Annotated in this window: 17 protein-coding genes; 16 read left to right on the forward strand and 1 reads right to left on the reverse strand. The window is 69.6% G+C overall.

What is annotated here, in order from left to right; genetic code table 11:
• Positions 1-266 precede the first annotated feature (266 nt).
• The 16 genes from ACFY9I_RS17595 (at position 267) to ACFY9I_RS17670 (ending at position 17,956) form a co-directional block, all read left to right on the forward strand.
• A complete protein-coding gene (locus ACFY9I_RS17595) occupies positions 267-1,340 on the forward strand; it encodes a methyltransferase (protein WP_391002478.1) in 1,074 nt (357 codons plus the stop codon).
• A 271-nt stretch (positions 1,341-1,611) separates the two neighbouring features.
• Positions 1,612-2,679, forward strand: coding sequence for a 3-oxoacyl-[acyl-carrier-protein] synthase III C-terminal domain-containing protein (locus ACFY9I_RS17600; protein ID WP_391002480.1), 1,068 nt, complete (start codon positions 1,612-1,614; stop codon positions 2,677-2,679).
• Between the two features lie 64 nt (positions 2,680-2,743).
• On the forward strand, positions 2,744-3,301 hold the full coding sequence (locus tag ACFY9I_RS17605; protein ID WP_391002482.1) for a cupin domain-containing protein: 558 nt from the start codon (positions 2,744-2,746) through the stop codon (positions 3,299-3,301).
• 15 nt (positions 3,302-3,316) lie between these two features.
• Positions 3,317-4,474 (forward strand): aminotransferase class I/II-fold pyridoxal phosphate-dependent enzyme, encoded by a 1,158-nt coding sequence (locus ACFY9I_RS17610; protein ID WP_391002484.1) that lies wholly within the window; start codon positions 3,317-3,319, stop codon positions 4,472-4,474.
• Positions 4,471-5,466 carry a methyltransferase gene (locus ACFY9I_RS17615; RefSeq protein ID WP_391002486.1) on the forward strand — a complete coding sequence of 332 codons (996 nt, stop codon included), beginning with the start codon at positions 4,471-4,473 and terminating at the stop codon, positions 5,464-5,466. Before ACFY9I_RS17610 ends, ACFY9I_RS17615 begins: the two co-directional genes overlap by 4 nt.
• A 192-nt stretch (positions 5,467-5,658) precedes the next feature.
• Positions 5,659-6,033: a DoxX family protein gene (locus ACFY9I_RS17620; protein WP_391002488.1), complete on the forward strand. Its 375-nt coding sequence runs from the start codon at positions 5,659-5,661 to the stop codon at positions 6,031-6,033.
• A gap of 113 nt (positions 6,034-6,146) precedes the next feature.
• Complete coding sequence (locus ACFY9I_RS17625) at positions 6,147-7,733, forward strand: AMP-binding protein (protein ID WP_391002490.1); 1,587 nt, start codon at positions 6,147-6,149, stop codon at positions 7,731-7,733.
• A gap of 192 nt (positions 7,734-7,925) precedes the next feature.
• A complete protein-coding gene (locus ACFY9I_RS17630; RefSeq protein ID WP_391002492.1) occupies positions 7,926-8,996 on the forward strand; it encodes a methyltransferase in 1,071 nt (356 codons plus the stop codon).
• A 140-nt stretch (positions 8,997-9,136) separates the two neighbouring features.
• Positions 9,137-10,141: a mevalonate kinase gene (gene mvk / locus ACFY9I_RS17635; protein WP_391002493.1), complete on the forward strand. Its 1,005-nt coding sequence runs from the start codon at positions 9,137-9,139 to the stop codon at positions 10,139-10,141.
• Entirely contained in the window at positions 10,131-11,186 is a 1,056-nt protein-coding gene (gene mvaD / locus ACFY9I_RS17640; protein ID WP_391002495.1) for a diphosphomevalonate decarboxylase, read from the forward strand. The genes mvk and mvaD overlap by 11 nt, the downstream gene beginning before the upstream one ends.
• Positions 11,183-12,433, forward strand: a complete 1,251-nt coding sequence (locus ACFY9I_RS17645; protein ID WP_391002497.1) for a phosphomevalonate kinase — start codon at positions 11,183-11,185, stop codon at positions 12,431-12,433. Before mvaD ends, ACFY9I_RS17645 begins: the two co-directional genes overlap by 4 nt.
• The gene (gene fni / locus ACFY9I_RS17650; RefSeq protein WP_391002499.1) at positions 12,430-13,521 is read left to right on the forward strand and encodes a type 2 isopentenyl-diphosphate Delta-isomerase; all 1,092 of its coding nucleotides are present in this window, start codon (positions 12,430-12,432) and stop codon (positions 13,519-13,521) included. The genes ACFY9I_RS17645 and fni overlap by 4 nt, the downstream gene beginning before the upstream one ends.
• A complete protein-coding gene (locus ACFY9I_RS17655; RefSeq protein ID WP_391002501.1) occupies positions 13,518-14,579 on the forward strand; it encodes a hydroxymethylglutaryl-CoA reductase in 1,062 nt (353 codons plus the stop codon). Before fni ends, ACFY9I_RS17655 begins: the two co-directional genes overlap by 4 nt.
• Positions 14,580-14,582: 3 nt before the next feature.
• A complete protein-coding gene (locus ACFY9I_RS17660) occupies positions 14,583-15,758 on the forward strand; it encodes a hydroxymethylglutaryl-CoA synthase (RefSeq protein WP_391002503.1) in 1,176 nt (391 codons plus the stop codon).
• A gap of 152 nt (positions 15,759-15,910) precedes the next feature.
• A complete protein-coding gene (locus ACFY9I_RS17665) occupies positions 15,911-16,834 on the forward strand; it encodes an aromatic prenyltransferase (protein WP_391002505.1) in 924 nt (307 codons plus the stop codon).
• A 33-nt stretch (positions 16,835-16,867) separates the two neighbouring features.
• Complete coding sequence (locus tag ACFY9I_RS17670) at positions 16,868-17,956, forward strand: polyprenyl synthetase family protein (protein ID WP_391002507.1); 1,089 nt, start codon at positions 16,868-16,870, stop codon at positions 17,954-17,956.
• Between the two features lie 9 nt (positions 17,957-17,965).
• Here the strand turns inward: ACFY9I_RS17670 and ACFY9I_RS17675 are convergent, their stop codons facing one another.
• Positions 17,966-19,975: a BTAD domain-containing putative transcriptional regulator gene (locus tag ACFY9I_RS17675; RefSeq protein WP_391002509.1), complete on the reverse strand. Its 2,010-nt coding sequence runs from the start codon at positions 19,973-19,975 to the stop codon at positions 17,966-17,968.
• Positions 19,976-20,907: the final 932 nt, after the last annotated feature.

Below are 20,907 nucleotides of genomic sequence, written 5' to 3' on the forward strand. Positions count from 1 at the left end.
GTGGGCGACAGGCAGTCGCCAAGCCGGTGCCAAGCCGATGAACAGTCTTAGTCAAGCCCCTTGGACGATACTCGGGTCACACGGAATACGGGAAAGGGGCGCCACCATAACTGATCGCCAAGTCGGTCGGGGTTTTCCCTGCCCCGTCGGCCCGAATTCCTGTTGACCGCCGTAAAGGGTGTCGAATTCCCCCGCGCGAAGGTAGGTGTATTTGCCACCTGGTGCGTCGCGGCGGTGCGGAGAAGTGACTCGAAGGGATCAGTGCAATGACATCAGACGCCACCCTCGCCCGATTTCGCGAGTACATGGTGGGCCCCACGCGTTTTATGAACCTGCTGTCCTGTTTCGAGCTCGGCATCATCGATGAGTTGCGGGAGAACGCGCCCGGCCTGACCGCGTCCCGGCTCGGCGACGCTGTCGGTGTGAAGGCGGATGCCGTCGAACAACTCCTGCAACTGCTCGTCAAGGAGGGCTTCGTCGCGTACGACGAGGGTTCCGGTGTCTACTCCCTCGACGCGCTCGCGGGTGTCGCCGAGGCTGACCTCCAGCGGATGCTCGCTTTCATGGACATGATCAAAGTGGTCATGTTGAGGCAGATGTTCCATCTCACCGACAGCGTGCGGGCCGGGACGGTCGTCGGTCTGCAGAAGTTCTACGACTTCGAGGGAACCCTTTTCCGCGCCTTGGCCGAGCGCGCGGAGCTGCGTGAGTCCTGGCTGAGGTTGGCGGGAATCGAGACGGCCAGTGTGTATCCCTGGTTCTTCGGGAACATCGACATACCGTCCGGCGCGCGGGTGCTCGACGTTCTCGGGGGCAACGGCCTCGGGGCGGTCATGACGCACCAGCTGAAGGCGTCACCGGGGCTTCATGTGACGACCTTCGACAGGCCCGAGATGGAAGAGCAGTGCCTGCAGACCTTCAGGGCGCACGGCATGGAGGATCGCTGCTCGTTCATCGGCGGTGACGTCCTCGAAGACGTTCCCAAGGGTTTCGACGTGGTGATGATCAAGCACTTCTTGGACATCTTCGACAAGGACGAGGTGCTCAAGATCCTCGACGGTGCCAACAGGGCGCTGGACGTCGGTGGAAAACTCATCATCCTGGCCCCCGTGTACCCCGAGGACATCAAGGACCCTGACGACTACCAGGCCGACTTCTTCCCGTCCTTCATCCTCGGTTGCGCCGTCGGAAAGGGCGGGGCCCAGAAGGTTTCCACGTACGGAAGCTGGCTGGAGGAGCGCGGGTTCGAGCTCACAGAGGTGATCACCAAGGATCCCTCCGACGTACCGGCGGACGCCATCATCACGCGGGCCGTCCTGTGCGCGACGAAGACGGGCTGACCGGCTGAGCTCCCGCCGGCACCGCTCGGAACGACCCGCTCCCGGCCCGGCCCGGTACACGCCGTGCCCATCGTCGGAAGAGCCATCCACGGGCGGCCGTCGACCGCACCATCACCGCGGTACCGCACCATCACCGCGGTACCGCGCCGTAACCCCGCCGGGGGCCGCCGCCCCGTACCGGCGCCGACCACCACGTGCGCACGCGCGCCGTCGCGGCTGCCCTTGCCGTCGCCTGACCGGGCAGGAAGACCTAGAGAAAGCGGATTCCGATATGCCAAGGCTATGCAAGCCCTCGGTGAGTGTGCCGGAGTATGTCATCACAGCGGAAGAGACTCTTGAATTCGCTACGAGGGTCCACGCGGGAAAACCGCAGCTTCCCTTGGCGTTGCGCCTGATCCGGAACACGGGGGTGCGAAAGCGCCACATCGTTCAGCCCATCGAGAAGACCCTCCTCCACCCGGGTCTGACGGAACGCAACCGCATCTACGAGCTCGAATCGAAGAAGCGGTGCCCCCCGGTCATCGAACAGGCCCTGGCGAACGCCGAGGTGACGGTACGGGACATCGACGCCATCATCTATGTGTCGTGCACCGGGTTCCTGATGCCGTCGCTGACCGCGTGGCTGATCAACCGCATGGGATTCCGGTCGGACACCCGGCAGATACCCATCGCCCAGCTCGGGTGCGCGGCGGGCGGGGCGGCGATCAATCGAGCCCATGACTTCTGTGTGGCGCACCCCGGGAGCAACGTCCTGATCGTCTCGTGCGAGCTGTGCTCCCTGTGCTATCAGCCCGACGAGGACGACATCGGTTCGTTGTTGTCCGACGGGCTGTTCGGTGACGCGGTGGCCGCCGCCGTGGTGCGGGGCAACGGTGGAACGGGTATCGAACTGGAGCGCAACTCCTCCTATCTCATCCCGGACACCGAGGACTGGATCTCCTACGCCGTCCGAGACACCGGCTTCCACTTCCAGCTCGACCGCCGGGTGCCGGGGACGATGGAACCGCTGGCCCCCGTGCTGCGCGCGTTCGCCGCCGATCACGGCTGGGACGCCGGCAACCTCGACTTCTACATCGTCCACGCCGGCGGTCCCCGGATCCTGAACGATCTCGCCAAATTCCTCGACGTCGACCGCAAGGTGTTCCGGCACAGCTGGGCGACCCTGACCGAATACGGCAACATCGCCAGCGCCGTCGTACTCGACGCGGCGATGAGGCTGTTCGAGGAAGAGACCCCGATGCCCGGCGCGACCGGTCTGATCGCGGGTTTCGGTCCGGGCATCACCGCCGAGATGGCACTGGGCAGATGGGGCGGCGCCACACCGGGGAACCTCGGTTGAGGCCCACCGGGCGCAGTGCGCACCCCCTGAGTCGGCTCTCGTACGGACAAAGGAAACGCATCACATGACCGGCCTCATCCTTCCGCCCGGCCAGGGGCGAAAGCTGATCACCAAGGCACAGGAAGTGACCTTCAAGGCCACCGCCGCGCAGGGCTCCTCCGTATCGGTCTTCGAAGTGGTCGTGCCGCCCGGCTTCGACGTCGGGGCGCATGTGCACAGCCATTCCGAGGAGTTCTTCTACGTACTGGAGGGCGAGCTCGATCTTCTGGCGTTCGAGCCGACCACGCGCACCCGGGAGAGCTGGCACGACTGGGAGTCCCCCGGCGGAGACCGCGTGGTCCGGGCGGGCGAGGGCGCCTGCATGTTCGTACCCCCGGGGACGCCGCACGCGTTCCGGAACGCGACGGACAAGCCGGCCCGGATGCTGTTCCACAGCTCCCCGTCGCCCGATCACGAGCTCTACTTCGAGGAGATAGCGGAGATCTGGTCGGCCGGCACCTCGGTGGACCCGGAGGCCGTCGAGCGGATGCGCCGGCGCTACGACGTCAGCCAGATCACGCCGCTGATCTACGCGCCGCCCACCCTCCTCGACGCCGAGTCGACCACCGAACCCGCGGTCTGACAGGAGGTGACCACGATGGAATCGATTCCCCTGGTGCACGCGAGCCTGGGTGAGCGGGAACTGGCGGCCGTCGCCGAGGTGTTCGCCTCCGGCTGGCCCGCGGGTCAGGGTCCGCGGGGCAAGGCGCTGGAGGCCCAACTGGCCCGGCGTTACGGGGTGGACGGCGCGGTCGCGGTGAGCAACTGCGGCGCAGCCCTCCATCTGGCCCTGCTGGCGCTCGGCGTCAAGCCGGGTGACGAGGTGATCGTCGCCGACTACACGTTCCCCGCGCCCGCCCACGCGGTGCGATACGTCGACGCGGTCCCCGTCTTCGCCGACGTGCGCCCCGACACCGGCACCGTGGACCCGCAGGCGGTCGCGGACCTGGTCGGCCCGCGGACCGTGGGGGTGATCGCGGTCGACACGGTCGGCCTGCCCGCGGACTACACGCAGTTGCAGGCGATCGCCGACCGCCATGGTCTGTTCCTGATCGAGGACGCCGCCTGCGCGGTGGGCGCCACCTACCAGGGACGTGAGGCGGGCTCGCTGGCGGAGGTGGCCTGTCTGTCCTTCCACGGGCGCAAGGGCGCCACGAGCGGTGAGGGCGGGGCCCTCCTGGCCGCCGACCCGGCGATCGCGGCGGACGCGAGGCTCCGTTCGTCCTTCGGGATCGGGAGCATCTTCGACCAGTCGAAGGTCGTCGGCCTGCCGATCCCGGAGTTCACCGAGGTCGGCTACAACTTCAAGCTGTCCGACATCGCCGCGGCGATCCTCCAGGTGCAGCTCGGCCGGATCGACGAGCTGCTGGCACGCCGGAACACCGTCGCCGCGCACTACACCGGACTGCTCGCCGACGAGGAACTCCTGACCGTGCCGTTCGTACCGGAGGACCGTACCCACGCCTGGCAGTCCTACGTGGTGACGCTGGACCGGAGCGTGGACCGCGCGGCGGTCGCCGCCGAGCTGCGCGGCCAGGGCATCGGCTGCGGACACGGCACCTGGGCCACGCACGTCCAACCCGTGTTCAAGTCGGAGCACACCTGCCCGGTTTCAGCGGACCTGTTCCAACGGAATCTCGCCGTACCCATGCACGCGGAACTCACCACGAACCAGGTCGAGCGGGTCGTGGACGCTCTGCGCGGGGCGGTCCGGTCCCACTCGACCTCCACCCGGACCCTGGGAGGGGCCGCATGACGAACAACCAGCCGGCACCGGACGGGGTCCTGCGGCTGATCAACGGCTACTGGGCCACCGGCGTCATCGGCGCCGCGTCCGCCCACTCGCTGTTCACCCACCTCGAGAACGGGGCGGACACGGCCGCGAAGCTGGCCGCCCGCGCCGAGATCTCCGAGCGGGGCACGCAGACCCTTCTCGACGGGCTCGTCGGTGTGGGCCTGGTCCAGCTGCACGAGGGCCGGTACCGCAACGGTCCCGAGGCGTCCGCCTACCTGGTGGAGGGCAAGCCCGCCTCCCTGACCAGTTTCGCCCAGCTCAAGCTGAAGCACATGGGCGGCCTGGTCGCCCTGCCGGACGTGGTCCGGGCCGGCGGACCGGTGACGGACCCGACGACCGAGGTGGCCGACAACCCGCACTGGGAGGAGGTCGTCCCGGCGATCGCCGCACAGTCGGTCCCCGCCGCGACGCTCGCCGCCGAGGTGCTCGGTCTGGCCGGCGCGGGGCCGATCTCCATCCTCGACGTGGGAGGCGGTTCGGGCATCTACTCGGCCGTCTGGCTGGAGGCCAACCCGCAGGCCCGCGCCACCCAGCTGGACTGGGCGCCGATCAACGCGATCGCCCGCCGACTGTTGGTGGAGCGGGGCGTGGCCGACCGGTTCACCAGCGTCGACGGGGACTTCCACACCACCGACTTCGGCACCGCGCAGTACGACGTCGCGCTGTACTCGCACATCGCCCACCAGGAAGGGCCGGAGAACAACATCGCGGTCCTCGCCCGGCTCCGGCAGGCGCTCAGGCCCGGTGGGGCTCTGGTGATCTGCGACTACGTCGTCGACGACGACCGCGGTGGTCCGGCCTTCCCGCTGATCTTCGCCGCGGAGATGCTGCTCAAGAGCAAGCAGGGCGGCACCTGGCGGCGGTGCGACTACCACGACTGGCTCCTCAAGGCCGGCTTCGAGGACGTCTCCTTCCACTCCGCCCCTCCTGCCACGCTCGTCGTCGCCCGGTAGGGGAAGCCGCTCGTCGGCCGTCGATCCGTTCACAGGCGATCCGTCGATCCGTCGATCCGTCGGCCGCCGTCGCAGCGGCACCGCGGTGGGACCAGGCGGGCCGTCCGCACGGTGCCGGCCCGTCCCCGGCGCCGGCGACGCCGTGGCCCTGGTGCGGCGAAGCCCCGTAGACACCCGGCAAGGAGAACCCTCGTGAACATCGCACTGTGGATCGTGGCGGCGGTGCTGGGCGTGATCTGCCTGGGCGGCGGCGTCAAGATCCTGATCCAGCCCATGGAGAAGCTGGCCGCCTCGGGCTTCGACTGGGTGGAGGACTTCGACTCCGGCGCCGTCAGAACCTTCGGCGCCGTGCAGGCGCTGGCCGGGCTGGGCCTGATCCTGCCGGCGGTGCTGGACATCGCCCCGGTCCTGGTGCCGTCGGCCGCCACGGCACTGGTGCTGACGATGTCCGGCGCGGCCGCCATGCACCTCCGCCGTCACGAGACACGGGCCGCGGCGGGGGCCGTGGTCGTGGCCGTGACGGCGGGCGCCTTGGCATGGGGACGCTTCGGCCCGTACTCCTTCTGACCCGGCGCGACGCACCCGCGTCGACGGCCCCGGCCGACGCCGACCGGCGAGTCCTCTCGTGCCCGCACCCGCGACGGCACCATGTCCCTCGACACCCCAAAGGAGACAGCCCGATGAAGGGCTCCACGGTCTACCAATCGATACAGAAACGCGGTCTCCACATCGGCTTGCTGCCGGAGATGGCCGCAGCCGTCAACGGGTCGACGCCGCTCATGCTCGATCACGACCTGGACGTCCTCCCCGAGATGGGAAGGCGCCTGACGGTGACCCGGTACGCCGAGGCCGTGGCCGACCTGGCGGCCCGGTTGTGGGCGGCCGGCGTACGGCCCGACGAGCACATCGTGGTCCACAAGACCGCCAACGCCGACATCTGGATGCTCGCCGCCGCGGCGTCCCGCATCGGAGCGGTCCCCGTGCTGCTGTCGCCCGCCCTGGACGCCGCGACCGTGGGCGCCCTGATCGAGCGGGTGGACCAGCCGAACCTGCTCACCGACGAGCGCAAGCTCGACGGACTGGCCGAGGTGCCGCTCGCGGACCTCACCAAGCGGGTGATCATCGTGGCCGGCGAGCGGCCGGGGGCGCGGTCGCTCGCCGCGCTCGCCGGGGCACCCCGGGTCAAGCCGGTGGTCCGGCCGATCGACGAGGCCGCCGTGATCACCCACACCTCCGGCACCACCGGAATCCCCAAACTCGTCGTGCACACGCCCCGCACCCAGGGAATCCGCCTCGTACCGCAGTGGCGGCTCCTCTCCCTGATGCGGAAGAAGGAGACCATCGCGATCCACATCCCCTTCGTGCACTCGCGGATGGTCGCGGCGATGACCCTGGCACTGATCAAGGAGATGCCGACCCTGCTCCTCAACGAGTCGGATCCCGAGGCTGTCGCCGAGCAGTTCCTGGAGCACCGGCCGGGATTCGTCGAGGCGCTTCCCAACTCGCTGATGGAGTGGGAGAAGCTCACCGAGGATCCGCGCCGGCCGTTCTCCTCGGTGAGGATCTTCAGCAGTACGTTCGACGCGATCCACCCGAGGACGATGAGCCAGTTGCTCAAGTCGTCTCGCCGGCGCGGTGCCTTCTTCTTCCAGATCTACGGACAGAGCGAAGTCGGCCCGGCTGTCGGCCGCGCCTACTTCCGGGACTCCGCCCACAAGGCGAACGGACGCTGCGTCGGCTGGGCGATGCCGATGGGAGCCGCCAAGGTCCGCGTGGTGAGCAGGGACGGTGAGAGGCCGTCCGAGAAGAACCCGGGTTTCATCGAGGTCGCGTGGGACGGCCTGGCGAAGACCTACTTCGCCGAGGGGGAGCGGTACGCCACCAACCGGCACGGCGACTGGTGGCGTACCGGCGACGTCGGCTACCGCACCCGGTTCGGCTGCCTGCACATGCTCGACCGTGAGGTCGACATGATTCCCGGGGTGCGCAGTTCCCTGGAGGTCGAGGACACCGTGCTGAGCCGGCTGGACGAGCTCAGCGAGCTGGTCGTGGTGCAGGGCCCCGACTCCGAGCCGATCCCGGTGATCTGCACCCACGACGACCAGCCGCTGGACCGGGACCGCTGGCGCGCGGCCGTGGCCGACTTCCCCCAGCTCGCCGACCCGATCCAGATCCCGCAGGCCGAACTGCCCCGGACCGCCACGCTGAAGGTTCAGCGCAACGAACTGTCCCACCGGTTCAAGGACCGGCGCGGACAGCGGTCCTGACCCACCGCTCACCGCTCACTGCTCACTGCTCACCGCCGGGGGCCCGTCGCGGCCTCCCGCCTGCCCGAAGCTCCCGGCAGGTACCGGCTGCGACGCGTCGCACCCGACCCGACCAGTCCACCGCCCGGCCCACGTCCCCTCGCGCACCAGGTCGTGCGCGGGCGTGGCGCAACCTGGAAAGGAATCACTGAAATGACGTCAGACGCCGTACTCGCGCGGTTCCGCGAATACATGGTGGGGCCATCGAGGTTCATGAGCCTGCTGTCCGTCTTCGAACTCGGCATCGTCGACAGGCTGCGGGACACCCCGGGTCTGACCGCGGCCGACCTCGGCGATGCCGTCGGCGCCAAGCCGGACGCCGTGGAGCAGCTCCTCTTCCTGATGGTCAAGGAGAGCTTCATCGCCTACGACGAGGAGTCCGGGGGCTACTCCCTCGACGCGCTCGCGGACGTCGCCGAGAGCGACCTGCGGCGGGCACTCGCCTATATGAACCTGATCAAGGTCACGGCGCTCCGGCAGCTCTTCCATCTCACCGAGAGCGCGCGGACCGGCACGGTCGTCGGCCTGAAGGAGCTCTACGGGGCCGAAGGCACCCTGTACGACGCCGTCGCCGAGCACAGGGACCTGCGCGAGGCCTGGTCGACGCTGATGGACCGGGTCACCGCGAACATCGACCCCTGGTTCTTCGGCAACATCGACATCCCGTCCGGCGCCCGGGTGCTCGACCTCGCCGGCAACACGGGTCTCGGGGCGATCCACACCTACGAGCACAAGGCCTCCCCCGGGCTTCGGGTGACCACCTTCGACCTGCCGGAGAAGGAGAACGAGGCACTGGAGAACTTCCGGTCCCACGGCCTGGAAGAGCACCTCTCCTTCATCGGCGGCAACGTCTTCGACGAGATACCCAAGGGCTACGACGTCGTGCTGATCAAGCACTTCCTGGACATGTTCGACAAGGACGACGTGTTCCGGATCCTCGAAGGCGTCAACCAGACGCTGGAGACGGGCGGGCAGGTCAACATCCTGGTGCCGGTGTACCCCGAGGACATCAAGGACACCGACAACTACAACGTCGACTTCTTCCCGGCCTTCTTCATCGGCGCCACCATGGGGCAGGGCGGGCCGCAGAAGCTGTCCACCTACCAGCGCTGGCTGGAGGAGAACGGGTTCAAGGTGACGAAGGCCATCACCAAGGCCCCCGCCGACATCCCGCCGGACGTCATCCCCGTCCAGGCCATCCTGTGCGCGACGAAGGTCGCCTGACCGCTGCGTCGATCGCTTCGGGCCCGGACGAAACCCACCCACGACCGTTCCGGAGTGTCATGTCCCGCCGCCTGTTCACCTCGGAATCCGCGACCGAGGGGGCGACCTCCACGCAGAAGCGACAAGGGGAGTTGAGCGCGTTGACCTTACCGACCTCGGCGGAGGGCGGATCGGAGAACCACCGGGCTCGTACGGTCGGGATCGGCGCCGCCCACGCGAAAGCCATTCTGCTGGGGGAGCACGCCGTGGTGTACGGGGCTCCGGCGCTCGCTCTCCCCGTTCCGCGACTCAAGGCCGTGGCAAGAGCCAAGTGGGCTGCCCACGCCACCGAAGACCGGTGCGGCGTCGCCTTCACGACGACCGGTTCCGCACCGGGGCCCACGGTGGCGGCCTCAGACGGTATGCGCCGACTGGCCGTCGCGTGCAGGGCGGCCATGGGGATGCCCGACGCCCCGTACCTCGACGTGATCATCCGGTGCGCGATCCCGCCCGGCCGAGGGCTCGGCTCCAGTGCGGCATGTGCGCGCGCGATGGTCCTCGCCCTCGCCGATCTCTTCGGCCGCGCGGTGACGGAGAGCACGGTGTTCGACTTGGTGCAGACGGCCGAGAACGTGGTCCACGGCAGGGCCAGCGGTGTCGACGCCCGGACCGTCGCCGCTTCGGCCCCGCTGCTGTTCCAGCAGGGGGAGGCGCGCGAACTGCCCATCGGCTGCGACGGTTCGTTCGTCATCGCCGACAGCGGAGAGACGGGCAGGACCAAGGACGCGGTGGAACTCCTGCGCGCGGCACTCGGGAGGAGATCCGGGGCGCGGGAGGCATTCGTCAGCCGTGCCTCGAAGATGACCGACGAGGCCAGGCACGCCCTCGCCGAGGGCGAACCGGAGGAACTCGGCGCCCGCCTGACGGACTACCACGAACTGCTGCGCGCGGCCGGCCTCAGCACCGACCGGATCGAGACCCTGGTCGAGGCCGCGCTCGCGGCAGGCAGCCTCGGAGCCAAGATCACCGGAGGTGGCCTGGGCGGCTGTGTGATCGCGTTGACCCGGGCCGAGCAGGCGAAGGTGGTCACCCGGCAGCTGCACGAGGCCGGCGCCGTGCAGACATGGGTCGTACCACTGAAGGAGCCCGCCGGCCATGCGCGCTGAACACCGGAACACGCCGACCGGTCTCCGGGAGCCGGCCACCGCGGGGACCGCCACCGCCGTCGCGCACCCGAACATCGCGCTGATCAAGTACTGGGGCAAGCGCGACGAGCGGCTCGTCCTGCCGCGGACCGACAGCCTCTCGATGACCCTGGACATCTTCCCGACGACCACCCGCGTCCGGCTCGCCCCCGACAGGGAGCATGACGCGGTGACGCTCGACGGCGTGCCCCTCCGGGGCGAGGCGCGGCGACGCGTCACCGCCTTCCTGGACCTGGTGCGGCAGCGGGCCGGGCTCGCCCGACGAGCCGTCGTCGACACCGAGAACACCGTCCCCACCGGGGCGGGCCTGGCGTCCTCCGCGAGTGGGTTCGCCGCGCTCGCCGTCGCCGCGGCGGCAGCGTACGGCCTCGGCCTCGACGCGGCCGCGCTGTCGCGTCTGGCCCGGCGCGGATCCGGGTCGGCCTCGCGCTCGGTCTTCGGCGGCTTCGCCCTGTGGCACGCGGGCCCGGACACCGGGACGGACGAGGAAGCGGACCTCGGTTCCTACGCAGAGCCGGTGCCCGTGGGAGAGCTCGACCCCGCACTGGTCATCGCCGTGGTGCACGCGGGGCCCAAGGCCGTGTCGAGTCGTGAGGCCATGCGGCGGACCGTCGACACCTCGCCGCTGTACGAGCCGTGGGCCGTCTCCAGCAAGGACGACCTGGCCGACATGCGCGTGGCGCTGCACCGGGGCGACCTCGACGCGGTGGGGGAGATCGCGGAGCGCAACGCCCTCGGGATGCACGCGACCATGCTCGCGGCGCGCCCGGCGGTGCGCTACCTGGCGCCCGCCACCCTCACGGTGCTCGACAGCGTGCTCCAGCTCAGACGGGACGGAGTGGCGGCCTACGCGACCATGGACGCCGGGCCCAACGTCAAGGTGCTCTGCCGGCGCGGGGACGCGGACCGGGTGGCCGGGGCCCTGCGTGGCGCCGTCCCGGACGGCCAGGTTCTCGTCGCGGGGCCCGGACCGGGCGCCCGCCTGCTGTGCGGGGAGCGGCGATGACCCATCGGCGAACCGTGGTCCGGCACGCGCCGGGCAAGCTGTTCATCGCGGGGGAGTACGCGGTGGTGGAGCCCGGTACCCCGGCGATCCTGGTGGCGGTCGACCGGCATGTCACCGTCACCGTGTCCGACTCCGGCCCCGGCCCCGGCTCCGGCCACGGCCACGACCCCGACTCCGGCCCCGGCCCCGGCTCCGGCCCCGGCTCCGGCTCCGGCCACGGCCACGACCCCGGCCACGGCTCCGGCCCCGGCTCCGGGGCCCTGTCCGGCGAGGGCGGCGTCGTGATCACCTCCGACCTCGCTCCGTACCGGGCGCGATGGCAGTGGCGGGGCGACCGGCTCGGTACCGGCGACGCGGATGACGGGCACCGTGCGCGCGGCGCCCTGGCCCACGTGGTGTCGGCGATCGAGATCGTGGGCCGGCTGCTGGTCGAACGCGGCCTTGCCGTGCCCTCGCTGAGTGTGTCGGTCAGCAGCCGACTGCACGAGGGCGGCACGAAGTTCGGGCTGGGTTCGAGCGGCGCGGTGACCGTGGCGACCGTCGACGCCGTGACGTCCTTCTGCGGCCTGGACCTGTCCCCCGAGGCCCGGTTCCGCCTGGCCCTGCTCGCCACGGCGGGAATCGACGCCAGAGCCTCCGGCGGTGATCTCGCCGCCAGTACGTGGGGCGGCTGGATCCGGTACCGGGCGCCCGACCGGGCCGCCGTGCTCGACCTGGCCGGACGCCGGGGCGTGGAGGCGGCGCTGCGCGAGCCCTGGCCGGGTTTCTCGGTGCGCCGACTGCCGCCGCCACAGGGCCTCGTACTGGAGGTCGGCTGGACCGGAAAGCCCGCCTCCACCGCGGCACTCGTGGCCGGCCTGGACCGGCGGCGGGCCTGGCGGGGCAGCGCGTCCCACCTGCGGTTCGTGGCGACCACCACCGACTGCGTGGACGCGTCGACCGCCGCGCTCGAGCGAGGGGACGGCCCGGACCTGCTGCGCCGGATCAGACGCGCCCGGCAGGAGTTGGCGCGGCTTGACGACGAGGTCGGTCTCGGAATCTTCACCACCGGGCTGACGGCGCTGTGCGACACCGCGGAAGCCGTCGGTGGCGCGGCCAAGCCCTCGGGGGCAGGGGGAGGCGACTGCGGTATCGCCCTGCTGGACGCCGAAGCCGCGCCGGCCATCGCCGGCTTGCGCGAACGATGGGCCGCGGCGGGCGTGCGGCACCTGCCGATCCGCCCCACGATGGAAAGGAGCGAGGAATGATCGGGCAACGCAAGGACGACCACGTCCGGCTCGCCGTTGAGCAGCAACGCGACCACAGCGGACGCAATCAGTTCGACGAGGTGTCGTTCGTCCACCACGCCCTGGCCGGCATCGACCGGCCGGACGTCTCGACGGCCACCACCTTCGCCGGCATCTCCTGGCAGGTGCCGCTGTACATCAACGCGATGACCGGCGGCAGCGCGAGGACCGGCGTCATCAACCGGGACCTGGCGGTCGCCGCCCGGGAGACCGGAGTGCCCCTCGCGTCGGGATCCATGAGTGCCTACTTCAAGGACCCGTCGTGCGCGGACACGTTCAGCGTGCTGCGTACGGAGAATCCGGACGGGTTCGTCCTGGCGAACGTCAACGCGACGGCCTCGGTGGAGCAGGCGCGGCGGGCCGTCGACCTGTTGCGGGCCGACGCCCTGCAGATCCATATCAACACGGTGCAGGAAACGGTGATGCCGGAGGGGGACCGGTCGTTCTCGTCCTGGGTCCCGCAGATCGAGAAGATCGCGGCCGGTGTCGAAGTCCCCGTGATCGTCAAGGAGGTCGGCTTCGGGATGAGCCGTGAGACCGTCCTGACGCTGCGGGACCTGGGCGTGCGGGCCGCGGATCTCGGTGGCCGGGGCGGCACGAACTTCGCCGCCATCGAGAACGGTCGTCGCGAGTTCGCCGACTATGCGTATCTCCGCGGCTGGGGACTGTCCACTCCCGCCTCTCTCTTGGACACACAGGACGCCGGTATCCCCGTACTCGCCTCCGGCGGTGTCCGTGATCCCCTCGACGTCGCCCGCGCACTGGCGCTCGGCGCCCGCGCCGTCGGAGCGTCCGGGGGCTTCCTCCGCACGCTCATGGACAGCGGTGTCCCGGGGCTGATCGAGCAGATCTCGACGTGGCTCGACCATCTGGCGGCGCTGCAGACCATGCTCGGCGCGCGTACGCCCACCGAGCTGACGCACTGCGATCTGCTGATCCACGGCGAACTTCGCGCCTTCTGCGCCGACCGGGGCATCGACACGCGGCCGTTCGCCCGGCGATCCCGCTCCGCAGAGGCCCTCCACGAGCTGACGGGAAGCACACGATGACCGACACGCACACGACGGCAGGGGTCCCGATGAAGTGGGTGGGTCCCCTTCGTATCTCGGGAAACGTCGCCACCACCGAGACCCACGTTCCGCTCGCCACCTACGAGTCGCCGCTGTGGCCCTCCGTGGGCCGCGGGGCGAAGGTCTCCATGCTGGCCGAGCACGGCATCGTCGCCACCCTCGTCGACGAGCGGATGACACGTTCCGTACTCGTCGAGGCGGTGGACGCGCGGACCGCGCACTCGGCCGCACGGACCATCGACGCGCGGATCGACGAGCTCCGCGACGTGGTGCGCAGCTGCAGCAGGTTCGCCGAACTGATCGGCGTCCGGCACGAGATCACGGCCAACCTGCTGTTCATCCGGTTCGAGTTCTCCACCGGCGACGCCTCCGGGCACAACATGGCGACCCTGGCCTCGGACGCCCTTCTGCAGCATCTGTTGAAGACCGTTCCGGGGATCTCCTACGGCTCGATCTCGGGGAACTACTGCACGGACAAGAAGGCGACCGCGATCAACGGCATCCTCGGACGCGGCAAGAACGTGGTCACCGAGCTGCTCGTGCCGCGCGCCGTGGTCGACGGCGTACTGCACACGTCGGCCGCGAAACTGGTCGAGCTGAACATACGCAAGAACCTGCTCGGCACCCTGCTCGCCGGCGGCATCCGCTCGGCGAACGCGCACTTCGCGAACATGCTGCTCGGCTTCTATCTGGCGACGGGCCAGGACGCGGCGAACATCGTCGAGGGCTCCCAGGGCGTCACCATGGCCGAGGACCGGGACGGCGACCTCTACTTCTCCTGCACGCTGCCGAACCTGATCGTCGGCACGGTGGGCAACGGCAAGGGGCTCGACTTCGTGGAGGCCAACCTGGAACGGCTCGGCTGCAGGGCCGACCGGGAACCCGGGGAGAATGCGCGCCGCCTCGCCGTCATCGCGGCGGCGACGGTGTTGTGCGGTGAACTCTCGCTCCTCGCGGCACAGACGAACCCGGGTGAACTGATGCGCGCGCACGTGCAATGGGAACGCGACGACAAGACGGCGAAGGTCGGTGTGTAGAGCATGCCCAGGGATCTCGCCGCGGGAATGCACGATCTGTCGTTCGCGACGACCGAGTTCGTCCTGCCGCACACGGTGCTCGCCGAGCACAACGGCACCGACATCGCCAAGTACCACGTGGGCATCGGGCAGCGGTCGATGAGCGTGGCCGCCGCCGACGAGGACATCGTGACCCTGGGCGCGGCAGCCGCCGCGCCCGTCATCGCCCGCCACGGCGCCGACCGGATCCGGACCGTCGTGTTCGCCACGGAGTCGTCGGTCGACCAGGCGAAGTCGGCCGGTGTGTACGTCCATTCGCTGCTCGGGCTGCCGACGGCCACCAGGGTCGTCGAACTGAAGCAGGCCTGCTACGCGGCGACGGCGGGCCTGCAGTTCGCCCTGGGCCTCGTCCACCGTGATCCCGCGCAACAGGTCCTGGTGATCGCGAGCGACATCTCGAAGTACGAGGCGGACAGTCCGGGTGAGGCGACCCAGGGCGCGGCGGCCGTGGCCATGCTGATCGGTTCGGACCCCGCGCTGATGCGCGTCGAGGAACCGTCGGGCCTGTTCACCGCCGACGTCATGGACTTCTGGCGCCCCAACTACCGTGACGCGGCACTGGTCGACGGACAGGAGTCCGTCACCGCGTATCTGCAGGCGGTGGCGGGCACCTGGAAGGACTACACGGAGCGGGGCGGCCATCCGCTGGAGGAGTTCGCGGCGTTCTGCTACCACCAGCCGTTCACGAAGATGGCCCGCAAGGCCCACCGCCACCTGCTGAACACGTGTGGGTACGACACCGACGAGGAGAGGATCACGCGTGCCGTCGGGCAGACCACGGCGTACAACGAGGTCGTCGGCAACAGCTACACCGCGTCGGTGTACCTCGCTCTCGCCGCACTGCTCGACCAGGCCGACGATCTGGGCGGCCGGTCCGTCGGCTTCCTGAGCTACGGATCCGGCAGCGTCGCCGAGTTCTTCGCCGGGACCGTCGTACCCGGCTACCGGGAGCACCTGCGCACCGGGGCGCATCGCGAGGCGGTCGACCGGCGCCGGCCGCTCGACCACGCCGCCTACCGCGCTCTGCACGCGCGGTCCTTCCCGGCCGACGGCGGCGACCACCCGACCCCGGAGCAGACCACCGGGCCCTTCCGCCTGGCGGCGCTGCGCGGGCACAAGCGCGTCTACGAAAGGCGCTGAGCGTCGACCGGCCCCGGAGCCGTCGGTCCCGTACGGAATTTCCGAGCCAAGTCGACGCCAAGTCGTTCAACAGTCCCGGTCAAGTTCCATGGAGAACAATCGACGGCATACGGAGCACACCGGCCGTTCCGGATCGACCAAACGGAGGATGAATGTCCGAGACCGCTGAGTCGGCAGAAATCTACTCGGCCATCGAGGAATCATCTCGGCTCCTGGAGGTGCCCTATTCGCGTGACAGGATCCGGTCCGTTCTGTCCGCGTACGAGGACGCACTCGCGCAGGCCGTCATCGCCTTCCGGGTGGGGACCGGGGAGCGTTACACGGGAGACATCGACTGGCGCTTCACGGTTCCCAAAGACGTTGATCCCCATGCCGTCGCCCTGGCGCACGGCCTCACCGCGGAGACCGACCATCCCGTCGGCACCCTGCTCTCGGAGATCAGGGAACGATGCCCCGTCGACAGTTACGGCGTCGACTTCGGAGCCGTCGGCGGCTTCAAGAAGATCTACGCCTTCTTCCCCCCGGACGGCATGCAGAGCCTGCCGGGCCTTCTCGACCTCCCGTCCATGCCGAGCAGCCTGTCCGAGAACCTCGATTTCTTCGCCCGTCATGGCCTGGACGGCGACAAGGTGAACGTCTTCGGAATCGATTACCGGAACAGAACGGTGAACCTGTACTTCGGTGGACTGCCTGCCGAATGCCTCGAACCGCAGACCATCGTGTCGATGCTCAAGGAAGTGGAAATGCCGGATCCGAGCGAGCGGATGCTCAAGCTCGGCCAGCAGGCATTCGGTATCTACACCACACTGAGCTGGGACTCCCCGAAGATCGAACGGTTCTGTTTCTCGGTGATGGCCCCGAACATGACGGCGCTTCCGATTCCGATCGAGCCGAAAATCGAGAAGTTCCTGAGCAGCGTCCCGTACAGCGCCGCCGACGGCCGGTTCATCTACTACGCCGGCGTCTCGTCGACCGGCGAGGAGAACTTCAAACTCCAGTCGTACTACAAGTGGCAGGATCGGATGCAGGACCAGATGCTGCTGTCCGACTCGGACGAAAGCAGGGGTAGCCGATGAACGTCTCATCCCGCGACGGCGGGCGGTGAGGTCGTGACCGCCGGACATCCCGAGGCCGTCCTGAGCACGGACGCCGTCGACGCCGCACTCCGGGCGTTCTTCGCCGATCGCCGGGCCGAGGCCGAGGTGATCGGCCGGAGTGCCGCGGACGCGGTCGCCGAGCTGGAGACCCATGTGCTGCGCGGCGGCAAACGCGTGCGACCGACCTTCGCGTGGCTCGGCTGGATCGGCGCCGGCGGCGACGAGACCGGCTCGACCGGGGAGGCGGTGCTCCGTACATGCGCCGCGCTCGAACTGCTCCATGCGTCGGCCTTGATCCATGACGACGTCATCGACGCGTCCCCGACCCGCCGTGGCTTTCCCGCCGCGCACGTGACGTTCGCCCAGCGCCACCGGGCACGGCGCTGGTCCGGTGATCCGGAGCTGTACGGCACGGGCGCCGCGATCCTGATCGGGGACCTGGCCCAGGGCTGGGCCGATGACATGATCCGGATGTCCGGGCTCCCGATGGACGCGCAGGCCCGCGTCGGACCGGTGTGGTCGGCCATGCGCACCGAGGTCCTGTGCGGTCAACTGCTCGACCTGACGGCCGAGGTCGGCCGTGACGAGGACATCGACACCGCGCTGCGCGTCGACCGGTACAAGACCGCGTCGTACACGGTGGAACGCCCGCTGCACCTCGGCGCCGCGATCGCCGGCGCGGACCCCGAGCTCGTCGCCGCGTACCGGGCGTTCGGTGTCGACATCGGCATCGCGTTCCAGTTGCGCGACGATCTGCTGGGAGTGTTCGGAGACCCGGCGGCCACGGGCAAGCCGTCGGGGGGCGATCTGCGTCAGGGCAAGCGCACCGTGCTGCTCGCGGTGGCGCTGAAGCGCGCGGACGAACGTCATCCGGACGCGGCAGACTTCCTCAGGGCGAAGATCGGCACCGATCTCACCGACGACGAACTCGACGCGATCCGTGCCGTGATCACCGACACCGGTGCGGTGGACCATGTCGAGGAGGACATCGTCCGCCGCACCGATCGGGCCGTCGCCGCGCTGGAGGCGAGCGGCGCGACCGGCTGTGCCAAGGAGCGGCTCGCCGCCATGGCCGTCAGCGCGACACAGCGGACCACGTGACCCGCGCGTTCACTCGTCCAGCGACCAGGGGCGGGTGCACTCGACCCCCTTGAGGAGGTGTTCCGGCCGGGTCCGTGTGGCCGCCGCGTGGATCCGTCGATGCAGATGGGCCCGGCGCAGCCGTCCCATGGTCTCGTAGAGCACTTCGGCGGTCAGACCGTGGGTGAAGGAGTACCAGCCCAGCCGCTGTGGGTCTTCCGTCATCAGGTCCGCCGCGACCATGGTGTCCACGGCCTCCAGGGCCTTCTCGATCTCGACCGAGGAGGCCTCGGCGACGGCGTCGATGGCGAAGCGGCGGCCGGCGACGGCGGCCGCGGACAGCAACCTGGCCGCGGGCGGCGGCAGTTCGGCGACGCGGCCCAGCACCACTTCGCGCACCGGTACGGGAACCGGTGCCGTACGGGGCCGGTCCGGACGTTCCTCGCCGTCCAACGTCTTGATCAGCTCCCGCAGGTAGAACGGGTTGCCTCCGGCGCGGGACCGGAGTTCCCCCGCCGTGGCATCACTCACCTCCCGGTGGAGCATCGCGCTCGCCAGGGCCTGGGTCTCCGTGACGTTCAGGCCGTCCAGTTTTACGCGCGTCAACTCGGCGCGGGCCAGTGCGGCCGACGTCCCGGCCAGGGCCGCCGCCTCGTCCGAGCGGTAGGACACGGCCACCAGCAAACGGCTCTCCGGCACCGACTCGGCCAGGTGGGCCAGCAGCCGCAGCGAGCTCCGGTCCGCCTGATGCAGGTGGTCGAGCACGATGATCAGCGGTCCGGCGTCGGCCGCGCCGGTCAGGTAGTCGACGATCGCCTCGAACTGCCGTAGCCGCATGGCGTCCGTGTACGCGTCGTCCACCGACCGGTGCGTCTCCCCGTCGAGCAGTTCGGACACCGGTCCTGACACCGGATGTCCCGGGCAGTGGGTGCCCGCCATCCGCAGCACCTGCCGCCAGGGCCACAGCGACGGTGTGGCGACATGTTCGGGACAGGCCCCCCAGAGCACCGGCGCATCCGCCGTCTCGGCGAAACGTCGCAGCAGGCTGGTTCTGCCGATCCCCGGCTCACCGGAGACCGTCACCACCCGCCCCCGGCCCGCCGCCGCCGCGGACGCCGCCGCGGCCAATTGCCGGAGCGCTCCCTGACGGCCGACGAAGATCTCCTCGTCCACGGCGGCCGGCTCGGACCGCGGGAGGACATTGGTACGGGCCCGCGGTGCGTGCGGCGGCCCGCTCGGCGTCGGCACGGCGCGCCCGGCCGGGGGCGGGCGCCAGTCCAGAGCGGGCGCGTGGCTCAGGATCTCACGCTCGAGATCGCGCAGCGCCGGTCTGGGATCGATGCCCAGTTCCTCTCCCAGCCGCCGCTGGTTGGCCCGCAGCACCGCCAGGGCGTCGGCTTGCCGTCCGGCCCGGTACAAGGCCCGGCTCAGCAGCTCACAGCCGTACTCGCGCAGTGGGTGGGCCTTGGTGAAGGCCTCCAACTCGGCGACCGCCACCTCGTGGGCACCGGCGGCCAGCAGCGCCGCGCAGCGTCCCTCGACCACCGACAGCCGCAGTTCCCTCAGCCGTGCCGCCTCCGCTGCCACATGGACGGCGTGGGACACCTCCGTATAGGCCTCGCCCCGCCACAACGCCAATCCGGCCTCGAACTCGCTCAGTGCCCGGTGCGGATCACTTCGGTTCCACGCCTCCCATCCGGCTCTGGCGCGTCTCTCGAAACGATGGACGTCCACGTCGACAACGTTGCCGTCGAGGAGATAGCTCCGACCGCCCGTGCGCAGCACCTTCGTCGGTGTGCGTGGGGCCCGGCCGGGTTCCAGTGCCCTGCGGAGATTGGCCACATAGGCCTGCAGCGAGGTCATCGCCGATGGCGGCGGGCCTTCCGGCCACAACACCTCCAGCATCACGTCCACCGGTACCGGCCGGCCGACTCGGCTCACCAGCAAGGTGAGCAACATACGTTGTTTGGGCGCTCCGAGCCGTACCGGCCGACCGGCGACCACTGCCTCCACCGGGCCCAACGCACGGAACTCCACCATGCTCGTTGGAATTGTAATGTCCTGTAATTCCGCCGAATATTTTTCGATTTCGGTGTCCGACGGTGCCGCGAGATGTTGTCGCAATGGATTCCCCGTTAGTTTTCTCTGGTTCTGGGTGAGCCGACGGCAGGAAAGATGTACTGGTCATTCGTGTCAGTAATCAAGATGCCGGTCCGTCGGACAGCGAGGTCAGCGACGGAGAGCAGAGATACGAGGCCGGCGGAGCGGAGTGCGGCACGCCCTCGAGCGCCGACGGATGTCACTTCACCAACATTCCCCCTTGCCGGTGTGGGGGTGGCTGCGAATCCCCCCGGTGGGCGCCACCACACACGGGAATGAGTATGTTTTTCGAACAGATGGCTTGTCAAGGCCGGTTGTGTTCTGTGGTGGTGCCGCAGATTTCATGGTGACGGTGTGTGCGGTCGACCGCGCGGAGGCGGGCACCGGAAAAGGGGCAATCCGGCTCGTCCGGATATCTACTACTTGATCGGCTCAAAGGTTGCGGGGAAATTTTGGCGTGATCTGGCTGTGCCGTCGGGTTTCTTCTCGACCCGCCGAAATTCGTTGAGCCCGCGTTTTCGGTTTCTCGAACGTCGCTCTGCCGTGCGCGCGGGCAGCCTGCGGGAATCGGAAACAAGGTGTCGCCTGCAACCAGTTCGGAACCGGCCAAACTCTCGGGCGTGAGAGCGGCGAGCGACTGGGCGGCAGCGGTGAGGGGACGGGCGGGGCGGTGGGGGCGGCGGGGCGAAGAACCCGTGCGCAGCCGGCGTCCCCGGTCACCCCGTCCGCCGAGCTCGGGCACTTCACGAGCTCGGCGGCGACCAGGGTGCGTCTCAGCGGTTCAACGCGCGTTCACGGTGTTCCGTCGGCGTCGGCGTCGGCGTCGGCATTGGCGTCGGCGTCGGCGTTGGCGTCGGCTTCGGCAGGGCGAG

Origin of the sequence: Streptomyces sp. NPDC012510, assembly GCF_042955065.1 — a bacterium.
GTDB lineage: Bacteria > Actinomycetota > Actinomycetes > Streptomycetales > Streptomycetaceae > Streptomyces.

Coding starts and splice junctions, on each gene's coding strand:
- ACFY9I_RS17595 (WP_391002478.1), top strand. CDS start 267: ATGACATCAGACGCCACCCTCGCCCGATTTCGCGAGTACATGGTGGGC.
- ACFY9I_RS17600 (WP_391002480.1), top strand. CDS start 1,612: ATGCCAAGGCTATGCAAGCCCTCGGTGAGTGTGCCGGAGTATGTCATC.
- ACFY9I_RS17605 (WP_391002482.1), top strand. CDS start 2,744: ATGACCGGCCTCATCCTTCCGCCCGGCCAGGGGCGAAAGCTGATCACC.
- ACFY9I_RS17610 (WP_391002484.1), top strand. CDS start 3,317: ATGGAATCGATTCCCCTGGTGCACGCGAGCCTGGGTGAGCGGGAACTG.
- ACFY9I_RS17615 (WP_391002486.1), top strand. CDS start 4,471: ATGACGAACAACCAGCCGGCACCGGACGGGGTCCTGCGGCTGATCAAC.
- ACFY9I_RS17625 (WP_391002490.1), top strand. CDS start 6,147: ATGAAGGGCTCCACGGTCTACCAATCGATACAGAAACGCGGTCTCCAC.
- ACFY9I_RS17630 (WP_391002492.1), top strand. CDS start 7,926: ATGACGTCAGACGCCGTACTCGCGCGGTTCCGCGAATACATGGTGGGG.
- mvaD (WP_391002495.1), top strand. CDS start 10,131: ATGCGCGCTGAACACCGGAACACGCCGACCGGTCTCCGGGAGCCGGCC.
- ACFY9I_RS17645 (WP_391002497.1), top strand. CDS start 11,183: ATGACCCATCGGCGAACCGTGGTCCGGCACGCGCCGGGCAAGCTGTTC.
- fni (WP_391002499.1), top strand. CDS start 12,430: ATGATCGGGCAACGCAAGGACGACCACGTCCGGCTCGCCGTTGAGCAG.
- ACFY9I_RS17655 (WP_391002501.1), top strand. CDS start 13,518: ATGACCGACACGCACACGACGGCAGGGGTCCCGATGAAGTGGGTGGGT.
- ACFY9I_RS17660 (WP_391002503.1), top strand. CDS start 14,583: ATGCCCAGGGATCTCGCCGCGGGAATGCACGATCTGTCGTTCGCGACG.
- ACFY9I_RS17665 (WP_391002505.1), top strand. CDS start 15,911: ATGTCCGAGACCGCTGAGTCGGCAGAAATCTACTCGGCCATCGAGGAA.
- ACFY9I_RS17675 (WP_391002509.1), bottom strand. CDS start 19,975: ATGGTGGAGTTCCGTGCGTTGGGCCCGGTGGAGGCAGTGGTCGCCGGT.